Genomic DNA, 15,676 nt, shown 5'->3' with positions numbered 1-15,676 from the left:
ATCTACCCCCTCCATACCGGCGAATCAGTGCCGTAAAGCCCCCGCGCTTCCAGCCAGGGGTCATTGAGAATCTCGTCCTCCCTGCCCTCGGCGGAATCAGCCAGCCGGGCCGACTGCATGGCATTGAGGTAAAGGGTCCACATCTCACGGGCCTTGCTGGACGATCCGGTGATATCATCGGCCATTTCAGCTGACAGACGGGCCGAAAAGGCCATCACGAACGAAGGGTCGAAAAGCACCGGATTGGTGATCTTTCTGGTGTACAAGGCCGATGCACCGTCCCGGTCAGTAAGGACCCTGTCTCCCTCAACCACGAATTCATCATCTGCGGAATTCAATTGGCGCAGGTGCAAGCAATCAACAGGAAGCTGGTACTGATGGGCGTAACCGAAGGCCGGAACCTCGGCCAGAAGGGCCAGACGGGTCCGTGCGGCCGCGAAATTCCATGGATGTTCCCGCAGAACCGCGTCTCGGACCTGTTCATAAAAGAGTTTGCAGGTCACGGCCTCCTGCGAACTGTCGCTCAACGATTCAATAAGTCTCGCCCCCAATTTACGCAGAGCAAGATTGCAGATTTTAACTTCCGATACAGCCATATTCTTCTCCTTTTGCATTTTCCGGTTCCGGTTATTCCCGGAACCGTTTGCAAAAGACGAATACACGCGCTGCCGGACAAAGCTGATGGAACTCCGGGCCGCTATGCAGTCAGGCAAACAAAACCCGCAAAAAAAGACCCCCGCCGATAAATGACGAGGGTCCAAAACAGTCTGCAACATCAAAACCAGACCGAAGATCGCCTATTTAATAAGACATTGCACAGGCAGCACCGGCCTACAGGTTGGTCTGATCATCCAGAATGATTTAACTATAAGAACAATCATGAACAACTATGAAACCCGGAATATTTTTCTTTAGGTATGGCGTAAAAGACACTCTCACCCAACCCCCTTGAATAATGACCTATCTTGAAAATATAATCTTTCAGTTGCTTCATCAGCATCAAAGGTATTCCAAGAAATTGCTCCTTGGAGTGATAAAAACAGATTGCTAATTGCGGGCGGTCTTGCTCGATACATTTCATGGCACCTTCAAGCATAGGAATCTCCGCATTTTCAATATCGGCAATGAGCAAATCCAGTCTGGGGATAGCAAGCTTTTTGAGTTCTTCATCCAAGACCACAAGTTGGACTGTACTTGAATTCTGTGCATCAGAAAGCCCCTTCACAAAGCTGGCGCTACCGTCCAATGCGAAATCAGCAACTGAGTTACTATTCCACAAGCCTTTGGAAATCAAAACAAATTTTCCTGAATCATTTAAGGATTGTTGTGTTTCATGAGGAAAAAAAGTGTTACCCTGAGGCTCAAAACCATAAACCACTTTCAACTGTTCCTGCCCGGTAAGAAATAAAGCTTCACTGCCGTTATAAACTCCAGCTTGTACAGCGAACTCTACAATTGAAAGATCAACAAAATCGAAATAACTGGATGCTGTATGTTCAGAAAAATTATTTTCCAACCTCGACTCTTTAAAAACAAAACACTCCTTACCTGCTGAACCATAAAGCAGTTCAACCTGTGCAGAACCTGCTACGCGCGCCTCGCACAATAATTTAAACAAGGCTCTATCCGTATCTGAATGCAGAGCATTCATGATATAATTAATCTCTTCAGCCCGTCGGCCCAACTCATCCGGCAAAAACAGGTAGCTATAAAATTTAGGCCACGAAAATCCGACAGCATTCTTAATGCCAACGGAATATAGATTTGTAATTATCTCCGTGTAGTAGCAGGAGCAGACTAAGATAAGATCGAATTCGTTCTGTCGGTCGACAAGGTTTTGAGGCCTTATAATTTCAAATCCTTCATATGAACCAGAATTATAGGTATCAGCAAAAAAGACGACCTCCACATCAGGACGTATCTGACGAAGAAGTTGCAAGGATTCCGCTCCGCCCTTTCCAACACCATATAAGCAGACTCTACTGTTCTTCGGTACGCCTGTATGGTCAATATATCTGATTTTGATGTCACTCATATAAATTTTCTCCATGACTTAGGATTTAGTAGCACAATTACGTTATAAATTTCAAGTGGTTTCAACAAGATACAGAAAAACGACCTTGAATGGCAAGCAGCCTAGATTTCTTTAAAAAATATGGCTTAGCTGAAATTCCAACACTTCAGAAAACATAACCAAACCAGCAAAAAAAGACCCCCGCCGATAAATGACGGGGGTCCAAAACAGTATGCAACATCAAAATCAGACCGAAGATCGCCTATTTAATAAGACATTGCACAGGCAGCACCGGCCTACAGGTTGGTCTGATCATCCAGAATGATGTATCCGCTGACCTTTCCAGCTGTGGCATTTGCTCCGGCAACGGTGAAGGAAAGCCTCAGATAACCGCTGTGTCTGGCCGGCAGCGCTGGCAGAGGAAAGGCATAGCCCTGTTTCAGATCCGCCACGGGAATGGAACCGGATTCAGAAGCCATGCTGCCGACCGACAGAATTCGGTCGGCTCTGCGTCCGCAGATCAGAATCCGTAGCCTCCTTCGCCGGAGTGGGTGAATATTCTGTTTCGCTTCACGTCAACAACATAACCGAGGGCGCCCAATGTGACCCATTTGATCATGACTTCACGGTTGTCCAGATAAGGGAGTATACTTTCGCAAGCAAGCATTTCATTGCCCTCGTATTTCATCAGGTATGAGCAATCGCGCATGGTAATCACGCTTACGTAGTTCTTGGCCCTGCCCTCCAGGGAGAACTGGTCGAAGTCATAGGCGTAGGTGGCTTCCTGGCATATTTTTCTTTCCCGGGCATCAAGTGCGGAGCAACGTCCCAATTCCGTGAAAGTCCTTAGTCCGTTATTAAGGGGAATGTAGGAGGCGAATTGCGCAATGGGATCGCCCTGCGCCCCTCCTCCGCCCGAAGACTGATCGGCCATGAGGCTTTTGAACTGCGAAATGTAGGAGGCGGCCTCCGGGTCACCATGACGCTTGGCGTCTTCCATGATGGCAATGATCTCGTCCAGCTTCCCCCTTGCCAACTGCCCCGGAGGGGTGGTCGTGAAAAGATTGAGCGCCAATGTCCTGAGGACCGATCCCCTGTCCAACCCTTTGCGGTTAGCGGAATTAAGAAATTTACGGCAGTATATTATCGATTTGAGTTCGTCCTTGCACGCCTTGGTGTTATATACGTCTATGAAGGCGCGATACAACTCTGTATCGTCAAACCCGTTTGCTTCAGCCAGTTCAAAATAAGGAAGGGCCTGCCGGATGGCGTAACGGCTGGAATAGCCGTCTCCTGTGCGGTAGAGGACGCGCATTCCCCGGTCCAGAATCTCCTGATTGGGCATTTCATTGAGGACTCTTCCGATGATCTTCTCGAACTCCTTGCTGTCAGAATATTTGGTAAAAGGGATTTCCGTGCCCCCGAGGGCATTAATTTTCCGTAATTTGTTATGCAGCGAGATGATGTCCGGGACGGCGCTTCCTTCTCCCTTCTGCTCCTCGTATATAAGAAGAAACACCTCGATGCGTATCGCCTTGTCCAGTATTGCATAGTTCTGTTCACTTTCTTCATTCAGCTTTTTCAATACAAGATAGAAGGTCCGGAGCTGATCCTTGGACTGCTTGCCCGCAACGGAGTTCAGCATACCATTCACTTCGGCTATGGTCGCGCCCGGATTCGCGTCAGCCTTCAAGGGCAGCAACATGCAAACAAGCCACAAGACCGATAGCAGGAAAAAAGTTCTCTTTTCAATAAAAAATATCATTGCAGTTTCTCATGTAGGATTAAGGGGGTACGCAAAAAAAGAGGACAAGCCCCAACAAGGCCTGTCCTCCAATAATTCTGATTTTTACTTTTTCATAAGTTCTAGCAATTTCTCACACATTTCCCTGGAATCGGCAACAAACAGGGATGATCCCGATATGCTGACTATATAGGCCCCTTCCAGGGCTTCATGAACTTTGCGTACATTTACCCCTGCTCTTTTCATCTCATAAGCATTTGCCTTGTCATTTTGGACACACTGCATGGTGTTCATGTCGATCAGGTACCATTCTCCAGCAAAACAGGCCGCTGGAAAAAGTATTGCTGACAATACAACTGCAAGAATAAGATATTTGACTGCTTTCATATTAAACTCCTTCTTTCCTTCGAAAGGACAATAAGCCCTGACTATTTACACATGCATGTTTAAATTAATTCGCAACAAATCCTGCATGAAGGGTCACCGCAAGGTGCCGCATTGGCAGCACAGCCGTTGTCGGAGCTTCAGTCGACAGGATCTGTGTCCGTCTTCCTGCTGCTTCACTGATGTATAAGTTCAGTGGAGCCGAAACCATTTCAAAGTCAAAATAAGACAAAAAAGCAACTTCACACCTGATAAACAATATCATCGCTGCAAATAAAAGTTTAGCCAACTTTAGTCAATACATAAAAGGCGAGTGGGGGCTGACATTACTGGCTCGTTTCCCGGCAATTACGATTTCAAAGATGCTATAGCCTGGTCTCAGGCTCAATGAACAGTTTTTGACACACTCTGCGCTCTGTAAAAAGAGACTGCCGCGGCACAAAAGGCAGCGCGAACCGTGGATTGTGGTTCATTTGATTAACCTTTTGCTTTCAGCCATGAACCGGGTATAGGACATCAGTTTCATATGATTGACCCCCGCCCAATAAAGGTACGGGGGTCCTGAAAAAACTGGCTATTATTTCGAGACATTACAAGGGTATATTTTGTTCCGACGACACATTCTGCAGCTTTCTGCGCATGGTCAACTGCCCGGCATTTGCCGGGCAGTTGACTCTAAGTTTTCTGAGCCGCGCGCGCAGCTTCTCTTTTTCGGCATCTCCGTTTTTTATCGGTTGCATACCCTCTGCAGACCGCTCAAGACCGTCAACAGGTTCAAAATGGAGGGAACAGCAGTTCCCCCTGCATAATCCACCGCATCGTTCTTGCGGAAAGACTGAAGTCAGCCCTGCTGATTCCGCACATAACAATTTTCCTTGCAGATATATTTCATCACAACCGCCTTATACGTTGGTCTGATCATCCAGAATGATGTATCCGCTGACCTTTCCAGCTGTGGCATTTGCTCCGGTAACGGTGAAGGAAAGCCTCAGATAACCGCTGTGTCTGGCCGGCAGCGCAGGCAGTGGGAAGGTATAGCCCTGTTTCAGATCCGCCACGGGAATGGAACCGGATTCAAAAAGGGTGTCATACAATGCGAAATCATCGGTGGAAGAGGCCTGCACTCCGACACGCAGACTGGTGAGAGCAGCGAAGTCCTCCCCGTCCACCAGCACCTTGAGACGTACCGGAGAACCGGAACCGCAATCCTCGCCCACGCAGACCACATTCTGGGAAACCGCGCTGGCGGTTACGGACTGCTCCTCGCAAAAACAAAGTTCATTATCCAAAAACATTTTTATTCTCCTGGTAATTATTCAGTTAAACTAGGCGGTAATCGCGGACTCGGTGTTAAGAATGGAATCAACACGCCTTACGGGGCAACCCCAGAAGGTGGTGACGGGTTTTCCTTCCCAGTTTTCGGTCCTGAGCATGACGTTGTCCTTGTCGGACGCTTCGATATCCAGCTGGGTTTTGACGGACTGGTTGCAGTAGATAACGGTTCTGCCCATGTTCGTATTGGGAATCATGTTCAGTCCTTCGATCAGCGAATGGCGCAGGGAATTGCCGCCGAGGTTGGCCGGATCGATGGAGGCGATGCGCACCACGTAGCGCCAGTCGCGCACGACCAGACCGGGAGACCATTTGTAGTGGGTTCTCACGCCCTGAAATCTGCCTCCACCGGCATCTTCGAGAGTGACTTCGCCGAGATCAGTATGTTTCAACCCGCTGTTGCTGCCCTTGGGAAAGGTGAAATGCACGGTCTGATCCGACCAGCAGACGATCCATATGGATGTGCAGTTGTCACCCGCTCCGCCGAAGTTGATAACGTTCTTGTACTCCAGAGAATTGAAACGCGGCGAGAGGCCGAGGAATTTTTCCGGTTCAAGGGAAGTATCCCCGTAAATGAAAGTCTCGGCAAATTCCTTGTTCATTGCTTCAAGGAACGCGCGTTCCTCGGAGGTGCGGAAGTTGGAGGAATCACCGTTGAGTTCGCACAGGGCCTTGTCGATTTCAGCGTAGGATTCGAGCATGCCGCAGGTATCGTCAATCTGCTTGGTGCGGGACTTGCTCGGCTTGACCCCGTAGTTGAGCTTGCGCCAGCTTACGGTAGGCAGATCGGTACGGACCGTGGTCCTGTGTCCGGTGGGCAGGTTGCCTTCAACCCAGGCCGCGTCATCGAGAATCTCGTTGGTCATGGAAAGGACTTCGGTGATTTCAGCCACCTTGCCACTGGGGTCGGTACGGTTGGACCATTCGGAAAGAGTAAGAGCGTTGGTTCCAAGAATTCCCATAGTTGTTTCTCCTTAATGATTAAGGCTCTCCGGGAGCTCTGGAATCATGACGCTTCAAGCGTTCAAATCTGTATGCAGCCCGCAGGGACAGCAAATAATTAATTTATAATTTGACAGGTTACATAAAATACACCCAACTTAAACTATTAGGGATTCCAAAGGGGATTATCCCCTTTGGCCGGCGGCGGCGAAATCAGATTGTCAAACGCGCGAAGCGCATCAAATACGGAATGACTCTGTCTTTCCCCTAAGTCAGGGTTCAGTTTGGCTACAAGCCCGTCAGACAAAATCAGACAGGCTGATCGGGATACAGTATCTCGCCGATGGTTTTCTTGCGTGGGGTTCTACGAGAGCTGTCCAGATAGGAATCCTCGGACAATCGTTTCCCCACTTTGTAAAAGGCCTTGACCACTTCGGGATGATTTCCGTACCCGGAAGTCCCGATAAGTTCGGCCAGTTCAGGGGAGGCAAAGGTTCGCAGGGCCTGCCGGGCAATGCCCACATTGCGGCTGTAGTTGCGCCCCTGCCATCCGGGCATGGCACGGAGCTGTTTTTCCCATTCCTCCACCTGATAATGCTGCTCCTCCATGCGCACAGTTTCCAGTTGGTTGCTGAAATCCACCAGCTTCTGGGCCAGCTCAGCGGAAATGCCGTTTTCATGGGCAAAATTCCGGAAGCGGCTGTCAATCTGCGGATCAACTCCGCCCGGCAGACCGTAATCAATCCTGTAGTCTTCCGGGGCAGGAGGAATTGCCGATGAAGTGTTTTCTTCAGCCTGCCCGGACCGTTTTCCCGGAGAAGCCGACTCGGATTTGCCCGGTACTTCCCCTGCTTTTTCCGGCTTTGTTTCCACGGCACCTTCTTCATTTGCGCCCTCGGATGCTTTTCCGAAAGCTTCCCCGGAGACCCTCCCTATTGCTTCACCTCCCTCCTTAACAGGTTGCCCGGCCTCATCATGTACTGCGGACAGTCCTTCCGGCGCAGGGATATCCTTTGCCGACACGTCCTGATCCTGCTCCATGGCCTGAACCATTTCAGACCCTGCAAAATCATCCATTACTCAGTCTCCTCCTGATGGCGTAATTTTTCGGCCCGTTCACGAATGATCGAAAGATAGATTTCCTCATCAGCCGTTACCACTGCCGAAAGGATGTTTTCGACCACGAAATCATGAACGGCCACGTTGCGATACATATCAGCGTCCCGGGAAAAGAGCGGCGCATTGACTCCGCCCTGCTCGAGCAGAAAAGTAAAAATACGTTTTCCGTGAGCAGTTCCGAAGGTCTTGCGCATATCGGACAGAAACTGCTCCGCCTCCCTGCGCTGCTCCTTCTTGATCTCATCCGCTTCCCGTTTGTCCTCTTCCAGAAAACCGGCATCCGGTGTCATCCTGAAAACCTCCTTTATTCTTCTGTCCTGTTCCCATCTGTTCCCCCGTTCGAAAATGCATAATAGTACGGACTGCGGACCTGTTTTACTTAATTCAGGTCCACAGTCCGTAACTTTTGGATCAGAGGAGACAACAGCCCGCATTTATACGGGGCTCACACAGGATTTATCAATCGAGTGTACGGCGGAATCTTTTCAACCCGACTATGACCACAACCAGCCAGAACAGGGCAATCGGCCACAGATGATAGAGGGAGTCTTCCCAACCTGTTCCCTTGAGCAGCACCCCGCGCACAAGCCGGAGATAATGGGTAAGCGGGAGAACGGAGCCAAGGACCTGCGCCCATTGGGGCATTCCCCGGAACGGGAACATGAAACCGGAAAGAAGGAGGGACGGCAGAAAAAAGAATATGGACATCTGCACTGCCTGCAACTGATTGCGCGCGATGGTGGAAACAGTGACTCCGACAGTGAGGTTCGCGGCGATAAAAACAGCAGAATAGGTAAAAACTATCAACGGATTGCCGTTTATAGGAACATTAAAAAGAAATACGGACGCGGCCATGATCAGCATCATCTGAATGTAACCGACCATGACGTAAGGCAGGATTTTGCCCATCATCACTTCAAGCGGCCGCACGGGTGTGGTCAGCAGATTTTCCATTGTCCCGCGTTCCGTTTCGCGGGTGATGGCCAGCGAGGTGATCATGACCAGAGTCAGGGTCAGGATAACTCCCATCAGACCGGGAACGATGTTGTACTGGCTTACGGCTTCGGGGTTGTAGTCGGCGTGAATACGCAGCTCTACCGCACTCGCCTCCGGCAGAAGGGATTGCAGGGCTCCCTTCAACTCGCGCGCTAAGGCCCGATTTACAATCTCGCGCATGGAATTGACCGCGTTGCCTGTGGCCATGGGGTCCGTGGCATCCGCTTCAAGCAGGAGGACCGGATGTTCACCCCGTTCCAGATCCCTGCCGAACCGTTCCGGAATGGTCAATACAAACTGCACTTCTCCGAGCTCCAGCAATCTGGATGCCTCCGCTCTGGTATGGAGAAAACGGTTCACGTCAAAATAGGAACTGGCCTGCATTCCGGCGACAATAGACCGGGAATATCTGGAGTTGTCCCCTGAAAGGACGGCAAGGGGAAGATGGCGCGGGTCGGAATTGATGGCATAGCCGAACAGGATTATCTGAATGAGCGGAATTCCGATCATCATGGCAAAAGTCAGCCTGTCCCGGCGCATCTGCACAAATTCCTTGCGAGCCATGGCCATAAAACGGCTGAACGAAAAAAGGCGTACACTGTTCACGGATTCGTCCCCCGCATAAGATCGATAAACACTTCTTCAAGGCTGGTCTCAGCCGGGCTGAAACTGTGATCCGGGCCGCAAAGTTCCCGGATGGACTTCTCGATAAGATTATTATCCCGACCGCTTATGTGCAGGGTATTACCGAAGGCCACCACCTGATCGATGCCGTCAGAAGCTCTCAGTTTCGAGGTCAGGACATTCAGGTCAGGCCCCTTGAGGACCCATGTTTTCAGACCGGAATCCCTTACCAGTTCTTCGAGAGTTCCTTTTGCCAGCAGGTCTCCGTAGGCGATGTAGGCAAGCCGGTGGCAACGCTCGGCCTCATCCATATAATGGGTGCTGATGAGGGCGGTGATGCCCTGCGCCGCCAGAGAATGCACCTCGTCCCAGAAATCCCGCCGGGCGGCCGGGTCCACCCCGGCGGTGGGTTCGTCCAGCAGAAGCAGCTTCGGGCTGTGCAGGGTGCATCCGGTCAGGGCCAGCCGCTGTTTCCAGCCTCCGGAAAGACTCCCGGCAAGCTGATCGGTGAAACGTCCGAGCCCCATTCTTTCTATGGCATCATCTACAAGCTTTCGGCGATCAGGCAGCAGGTATGCGCGGGCCAGAAAATCCAGATTCTCCCGCACCGTAAGATCGCCATAGAGGCTGAACTTCTGGGACATATAGCCGACCTGCGGCTTGATCATATCCGATTGTTCAATGATATCGTAACCAAGACAGGTTCCGGCCCCGGCATCAGGCCGCAGAAGACCGCAAAGCATGCGGATAAATGTGGTCTTGCCGGACCCGTTCGGACCGAGAAAGCCGAATATTTCGCCTCTCCGGACCCGCATGTCCAAACCCTTCACCACGGTTCTGTCACCGAAAATCTTGGTAACCCCGTTCACATCAATGACATAATCTTCAGCCATCGGAACTCCCGAAAAAGGAAAGCAGCCGGGAAAAGAATCCATTGTTACGGATAAAGCCTTCCGGCGTGCGGCTGACATCTACAGGCTGTCCCGGCTTGAGCATTAAGGCATTTGAGCTTGATTCCGGCACTGCTTCCAGCATGAAGACCAGCTTGGCCCGGCTCTGGCTGGAATAAATGACCGGGGGAGTGTACTCCGCCTGCGGAGAAACATAGACCAGTTTCAAAGGCAGGGGCTTGGCAAGACCGTCATAGTTCATCAGCAGTATCTCCCCGACTTTAAAATCTCCGACAATCCTTTCCGGAACGTAGAAACGGACTTTGCGGTTTTCCGGGGGAAGTATGGACAGAACCGGACTGCCTGCCGGAACCCATTCGCCACGGTAGCGGATGGTATCAAACACCAGTCCGGTACGCGGAGCGGCCTGCGCTTTCTGATCAAAATTCCAGCGGGCCTGTTCCAGCCTTGCCCTCGCCGCTTCCACGGCCGATTCGGCAGCCTTGATTTCATCGGAACGGGAGCCGAGTGTCGCCGTCTTGAGTTCAGACCGGATTTCACCCACAAGATGCACCGCCTGTTCATGGTCTGTTCTGGCGCGGTCCCGTTCTTCCTCGGAAATGGTGTGGGACTTGTAAAGTTCCGCCCTGCGGCGGTATTCGGTGGCGGCAAGCACCTCGGCGGCCTCCGCCTTGCGCAGTCTGGCCTTAATGGAGGCTATTTCAGAGGGTCTGCGGCCCTTGCGCTTATCGGCAAGATCATTTTCTGCACGGTCCAGATTTTCCTCCGCTTCGGCTATTCCTGCCTTTTCAAAACCTCTTTCAAGAACAAACAGGGGCTGTCCCGCCGTCACCTGTTCGCCTTTTGTGGCGTGAACTTCTTCAAGCTGCCCGCCGAGGGGCGCGGAAACATAAACAAGCTCCCCTTCAACATATCCCTGCCAAAGAGTTTCTTCCGTATTATTGCATCCACCAAGAGCAACAATTATCAACAGCAGAAACGGAAGCAGAGTCGAACTTGGTTTAATCTTCATTCCGACACCTTACCTTGCTGCCCTTATGGATTCTTCAAAAAGAGCATAGCTGCGCTTAACCTGCTCTCTGGGATCAAAATCTCCGCCGGAAACATGATACAGAAACGAAGGTGGAATAATGGACCCTAGAAGCATGAATACCACATCCTCAGGTCTGATGTCCTTTCGTATCTGTCCTGTTTCCTGCCCCTTCAGCGCAATGGACGCCGCCACAGTTCGATACTCTTTCATCAGGGCGATTATGCCGTTACGCCTGGCCGAATTGCTCTCCAGAACCGCATCGGAAAATATCAGCCTGAGTATTCCCGGATGCTGATACAGCAGTTCAGCATGTCGGCGAGAAAGCATCCTGAGCATGTCCAAGGGAGTTTTTCCCTTTTCCGCAGAGATATCCAGACCATGCAACAGCTTGCTCCGCACAAGCGCGAGCACCCCGTCGAAAAGCTCATCCTTGTTCCTGTAGTGGCGATAAAGAGCGGAAGAAACAACACCGCAACTTCTGGCCACATTTTCCATGGTTATTGCCGAAACTCCCTGCGAGGCAAGCTTCAGTGCTTCCTCGGCAATCTGCTCTCTGCGCGAAACCCGGTCCATTCTTCTGCTCAATTTATTCCCCCAATATGTGAAAGTGAATTCACATTAACTTACTCACGAATTCATTGTCAACAATCGGAAGAATATAATGAGCATGAAGCAGTATCGTTATGGTTTTATAATCGCATTTACTATAGTATATGAACAGAGTATGAATTTTCGGACATCAATACGATCAGACATGGAGAGAAGATGGATCAGACCGCACATACCCGCAAAACTTCCAGGTTGGGCCTGACCATAGGAGGAGCACTTTTAGCCCTAATATTCGGTATCTGCGCAGTTTTCATGACAAAACAGTATAATGCAGAGCTGGAAAAAGTTCGGCAGCAGAACAAATTCATAGCTAAACTGGTGGCCTACCATACATCCGACATTCTCGACAGCGTAATTCAGGCTATACGCGGAATGCATGATGCTCTCGACCTTATTATGATTCGGGACAAAAACAGGAACGACCATTATGCACACGACAAAACAGTTGCTGCCGTTCTTAAAAAGAGCAGAGAATTCAATCCATACATATCAGACCTGATAATTACAGACCCGAAAGGGACCCCGATGCACTGGACAGGAAAGTCAAAGCCGTTTCAGATAATCTCCGAGGAGTACCTAAAGAAGCACGCATGGGAAATCCAGAAAAACGGCTACTATGTCAGCGAAGTAATCACCGGCAATGGAAGTGAAGAAAATCCGTATTTCGGCATAAGCATCGGCTTCAAGGATGATGCAGGTTCACTGCAATACATTTACACAGCGCTTATCGACTACAGTTTTTTTAAAAATGACTTTTCAAATCTCGGAATTCCGGACGGGACCACCATCGCTTTAGTTACAACCTGCGGCAACATACTCATGCATGCCCCGCACCGCAGTCTTTCCCCGGCAAACTATGGAAAAATCCTCAATGCAGAGAACTGCACCGGGGATAACAGCACGTTCTCGGCAGATTCACCGTACACGGGAAAACATCATGAAGTTGTTTTTGCCCATGTAGATGAATACCCGCTGGTAGCTTTTGCCTCAACCGGGAAAGAAGAAATACTGGCAGAATGGCAACTGTACCTGTGGACAATCATGTGTGCTGGAGCAATCCTTATCTTTTTGTTCAGCTATGCCTACATTCTTTTCTTCCGCTACCAGAAGAAATCCCTGGAGCATCAGACCATGCTTGAAGAACAGGCCATGATGGACCCGCTGACAAGACTGCCCAACAGACGCAGATTCTTCCCCATTCTGGAACGGGAGTTCAATCTGGCACGCAGACACGTGCGCCCCCTGGCCCTGCTGCTCATAGACATAGACCATTTCAAACGGATCAACGACCGCTACGGTCACGACCGTGGAGACATAGTACTGGCGGCAATAGCCGATACAATCAAAAAGACAGGCCGGGAGACCGACATAAGCTGCCGCATGGGCGGGGAAGAGTTCGCGCTGATGCTGAGCGATACGGGATTTGAGGGAGCAAAGACCGCAGCTGAAAAAATGCGCACTAAAATCGAAAAACTTCAGATCGAGGTGGACGGAATGCTCCTGAGCGCCACGGTCAGCATCGGAATAAGCTGCTACGAAAACGGAGACAGCACACCGAAGGACCTTGTAATCCGTGCAGATGCGGCCCTCTACAAAGCCAAGCACATAGGGCGTAACAACTCTTCACGCTATACAGGCATGAAACAATTGAGCTCTGACCCAAAAAAAGGAAAGATTTCCTACTTCCCATCTGGAAATACAAAAGACTGCCGACAAACGGCATCAGAAGTTTAGCGATAGTGCTCGATTGCTTTCATGAGCAGCAATTATGCCGCAATTCTGGCAATGTACTCATACATTACCCAGAAATGACAAAAACTTCCGGCCATGACGAAAACATGAAAAATCTCGTGAAATCCGAACACCTTCGGCCATGGATCAGGTCTCTTGAGTACGTAGATAGTGGCTCCGATTGAATACATTACGCCTCCTAGAGTGAGCCAGAACAGGGCTCCGGTCTGCAGCGCCCTGATCAGAGGTCCGGCCCCGACTATGACAAGCCAGCCCATACCCAGATAAAACGCGGTGGAAAGCCAGCGCGGAGCATTCATCCAGAACATCTTTGTAATTATCCCGGCCAGAGCCAGTCCCCAGACAGCCCCGAACAGAGACCACCCCCAGCTACCCTTCAGGCCGATCAGGCATATAGGAGTGTACGTGGCGGCAATGTAGATAAAGATCATGGCATGGTCGGCCTTGCGCATGTAAAGGGTCCAGCGCTCTCCGAGAGGCAGCCAGTGGTAAAGCGTGCTGGCAAGATAAAGCAGGATCATCCCTGCTCCGAACACGGAAAAGGTAACAACATGCATAACCTTCACCGGATTTACCGAATCGACAACCAGAAGGACCAGCCCGGCTATGGCCAGACAGAAACCGACAAAATGGGTCAGTCCGCTCATCGGGTCCCGTACATAACGCAACATGGCAATCCTCCTATTGAAATATATTCCGGTACCGCACCGCTAACTCAACCTTTGCAAAAAGCGGACAAAAACAGATAATCAACCAGCTGATTAATCAGGTTGACCCCAATATACAAAAAAAAAGCCCGCAACACCAGCAAGGTGCTGCGGGCCATTGTCATCAATCGGGTACAGAACGGCTGGATTAATACAACGGGGTAATTATTCGGAGAGCATACGTACTGCGCAGAATTTTCCGCACATTGCACACTCTTTTTCATCCTTGTGGTCTTTCCTGCGCGAGCAGGCCAGGGCCGGATCAATAGCCAGTTCGGCAATACGATCCCAGTTGAGATCCATGCGGGCTTTGGAGATTTCAAGATCGCGCTCCACAGCGTCTTTCCTGCCGAGTCCGACTTCACCGCACTGGGCAGCAACGAGAGACGCCTTCACTCCGTTCCAGACATCATCAACCTCAGGGAGGGTAAGATGCTCTGCGGGGGTCAGGTAGCAGAGAAAATCCACACCGTTCATTACGGCAATGGCACCGCCGATGGCTCCTGCAATATGATCATATCCGGGAGCGGAGTCGGTAACCAGAGGTCCGAGCACGTAGAGAGGCGCGTTGAAAGTGGCAGCCTTGATACCGCGAATCTGGGTTTCAACCAGATTCATGGGTACATGACCGGGACCTTCAATCATGGCCTGAACACCGTATTCACGGGCGCGCTTGGCAAGCTGTCCCAGCATAAGGACTTCTTCCCACTGAGCGGCATCACCGGCATCGGCACCGGCACCGGGACGCAAACCGTCGCCAAGGCTCAGGGTGACGTTGTGTTTGAGACATATTTCAAGAATGCGGTCATAATCGGTCAGAAGCGGATTTTCCTGATCGTGATCACGCATCCAGCGGGCGAGAATGGAACCGCCGCGGGAAACAATTCCGAGCAGACGGTCGCCGCCGGTGGCCCAGAGAGCTCCCCGGCGAGTAAGGCCGCAATGCAGGGTCATGAAATCTACGCCCTGTTCGGCCTCTTTTTCGATTTCAGCAAGAAGTTCATCAATGCTGAAACCGGCCGGATCTTCATCACGGGCAACGTACTGCTGTGCCATGGCATAAATGGGAACAGTGCCGAGCGGCAGCGGGCAGGAACCGAGCATATCCGTGCGTATGCCGTCCAGATCACCGGCTGTGGAAAGATCCATTACAGCATGTGCACCGGCCTTCCAGGCGGCATCCAGTTTTTTCATTTCCTTTTCGCGATCATTCTTGAAAGGAGAGGTACCTATATTGGCGTTGACTTTAACTTTGGCGGGCTGTCCGATAAGGGTAGGCGTTACATTTTTATGATTGGGGTTCCCGAGCAGAACCATGGTTCCGTTTTCTATGCCCTGGATAATTGTCTCTTTGGAGAGCCCTTCACTCCTGCAGAGATCATCAATGCTTGAATCAAAAATGCTTTTGAGAGCTTTATTCTTTGAAAACATCAGATTTCCTTTAACTTATTTAGAATTGTGCATTTTCGTATGATCAATGGTTTCTGTACAAGGCAAGTCCATAACCCA

At 50.6% G+C, this 15,676-nt stretch carries 16 protein-coding genes; 1 reads left to right on the top strand and 15 read right to left on the bottom strand.

The annotated features are described in order from the left end of the window. Positions 1 to 2: 2 nt before the first annotated feature. The 13 genes from ACKU4E_RS02620 to ACKU4E_RS02560 form a co-directional block, all read right to left on the bottom strand. Positions 3 to 596 carry a hypothetical protein gene (locus tag ACKU4E_RS02620; protein ID WP_320169534.1) on the bottom strand — a complete coding sequence of 198 codons (594 nt, stop codon included), beginning with the start codon at positions 594 to 596 and terminating at the stop codon, positions 3 to 5. Positions 597 to 877: 281 nt separating this feature from the next. After that, the gene (locus ACKU4E_RS02615; protein WP_320169533.1) at positions 878 to 2,035 is read right to left on the bottom strand and encodes an FkbM family methyltransferase; all 1,158 of its coding nucleotides are present in this window, start codon (positions 2,033 to 2,035) and stop codon (positions 878 to 880) included. Between the two features lie 275 nt (positions 2,036 to 2,310). Further along, positions 2,311 to 2,493, bottom strand: coding sequence for a hypothetical protein (locus tag ACKU4E_RS02610; protein ID WP_320169532.1), 183 nt, complete (start codon positions 2,491 to 2,493; stop codon positions 2,311 to 2,313). 41 nt (positions 2,494 to 2,534) lie between these two features. Further along, the gene (locus tag ACKU4E_RS02605; RefSeq protein ID WP_320169531.1) at positions 2,535 to 3,719 is read right to left on the bottom strand and encodes a hypothetical protein; all 1,185 of its coding nucleotides are present in this window, start codon (positions 3,717 to 3,719) and stop codon (positions 2,535 to 2,537) included. Between the two features lie 144 nt (positions 3,720 to 3,863). Next, the gene (locus ACKU4E_RS02600; protein ID WP_320169530.1) at positions 3,864 to 4,145 is read right to left on the bottom strand and encodes a hypothetical protein; all 282 of its coding nucleotides are present in this window, start codon (positions 4,143 to 4,145) and stop codon (positions 3,864 to 3,866) included. 899 nt (positions 4,146 to 5,044) lie between these two features. Continuing rightward, the gene (locus ACKU4E_RS02595) at positions 5,045 to 5,437 is read right to left on the bottom strand and encodes a Bbp16 family capsid cement protein (RefSeq protein WP_320169529.1); all 393 of its coding nucleotides are present in this window, start codon (positions 5,435 to 5,437) and stop codon (positions 5,045 to 5,047) included. 30 nt (positions 5,438 to 5,467) lie between these two features. After that, complete coding sequence (locus tag ACKU4E_RS02590; RefSeq protein WP_320169528.1) at positions 5,468 to 6,436, bottom strand: major capsid protein; 969 nt, start codon at positions 6,434 to 6,436, stop codon at positions 5,468 to 5,470. 289 nt (positions 6,437 to 6,725) lie between these two features. Then, entirely contained in the window at positions 6,726 to 7,493 is a 768-nt protein-coding gene (locus ACKU4E_RS02585; protein WP_320169527.1) for an endoprotease, read from the bottom strand. Beyond that, complete coding sequence (locus ACKU4E_RS02580) at positions 7,493 to 7,825, bottom strand: hypothetical protein (RefSeq protein ID WP_320169526.1); 333 nt, start codon at positions 7,823 to 7,825, stop codon at positions 7,493 to 7,495. The genes ACKU4E_RS02585 and ACKU4E_RS02580 overlap by 1 nt, the downstream gene beginning before the upstream one ends. Before the next feature lie 169 nt (positions 7,826 to 7,994). After that, the gene (locus ACKU4E_RS02575; protein ID WP_320172609.1) at positions 7,995 to 9,101 is read right to left on the bottom strand and encodes an ABC transporter permease; all 1,107 of its coding nucleotides are present in this window, start codon (positions 9,099 to 9,101) and stop codon (positions 7,995 to 7,997) included. A 32-nt stretch (positions 9,102 to 9,133) separates the two neighbouring features. Beyond that, positions 9,134 to 10,048 (bottom strand): ABC transporter ATP-binding protein, encoded by a 915-nt coding sequence (locus ACKU4E_RS02570; RefSeq protein WP_320169525.1) that lies wholly within the window; start codon positions 10,046 to 10,048, stop codon positions 9,134 to 9,136. After that, entirely contained in the window at positions 10,041 to 11,078 is a 1,038-nt protein-coding gene (locus ACKU4E_RS02565) for an HlyD family efflux transporter periplasmic adaptor subunit (RefSeq protein ID WP_320169524.1), read from the bottom strand. Before ACKU4E_RS02565 ends, ACKU4E_RS02570 begins: the two co-directional genes overlap by 8 nt. A 9-nt stretch (positions 11,079 to 11,087) precedes the next feature. Further along, positions 11,088 to 11,684 carry a TetR/AcrR family transcriptional regulator gene (locus tag ACKU4E_RS02560; protein ID WP_320169523.1) on the bottom strand — a complete coding sequence of 199 codons (597 nt, stop codon included), beginning with the start codon at positions 11,682 to 11,684 and terminating at the stop codon, positions 11,088 to 11,090. Positions 11,685 to 11,864: 180 nt separating this feature from the next. On the opposite strand from ACKU4E_RS02560, the gene ACKU4E_RS02555 reads away from it, so the two are divergent. Then, complete coding sequence (locus tag ACKU4E_RS02555; protein ID WP_320169522.1) at positions 11,865 to 13,442, top strand: GGDEF domain-containing protein; 1,578 nt, start codon at positions 11,865 to 11,867, stop codon at positions 13,440 to 13,442. A 32-nt stretch (positions 13,443 to 13,474) separates the two neighbouring features. On the opposite strand, the gene ACKU4E_RS02550 is transcribed toward ACKU4E_RS02555, so the two are convergent. Together ACKU4E_RS02550 and thiC are read right to left on the bottom strand one after the other, a co-directional pair. Next, a complete protein-coding gene (locus ACKU4E_RS02550; protein WP_320169521.1) occupies positions 13,475 to 14,131 on the bottom strand; it encodes a hemolysin III family protein in 657 nt (218 codons plus the stop codon). A gap of 201 nt (positions 14,132 to 14,332) precedes the next feature. After that, on the bottom strand, positions 14,333 to 15,598 hold the full coding sequence (thiC, locus tag ACKU4E_RS02545; RefSeq protein WP_320169520.1) for a phosphomethylpyrimidine synthase ThiC: 1,266 nt from the start codon (positions 15,596 to 15,598) through the stop codon (positions 14,333 to 14,335). Positions 15,599 to 15,676 lie beyond the last annotated feature (78 nt).

Origin of the sequence: Maridesulfovibrio sp. (assembly GCF_963677005.1) — a bacterium.
In the GTDB taxonomy this organism is placed as follows: domain Bacteria; phylum Desulfobacterota; class Desulfovibrionia; order Desulfovibrionales; family Desulfovibrionaceae; genus Maridesulfovibrio.
The sequence above is the reverse complement of the archived record's forward strand: the minus strand, read 5'-3'. Positions and strand labels throughout refer to the sequence as shown.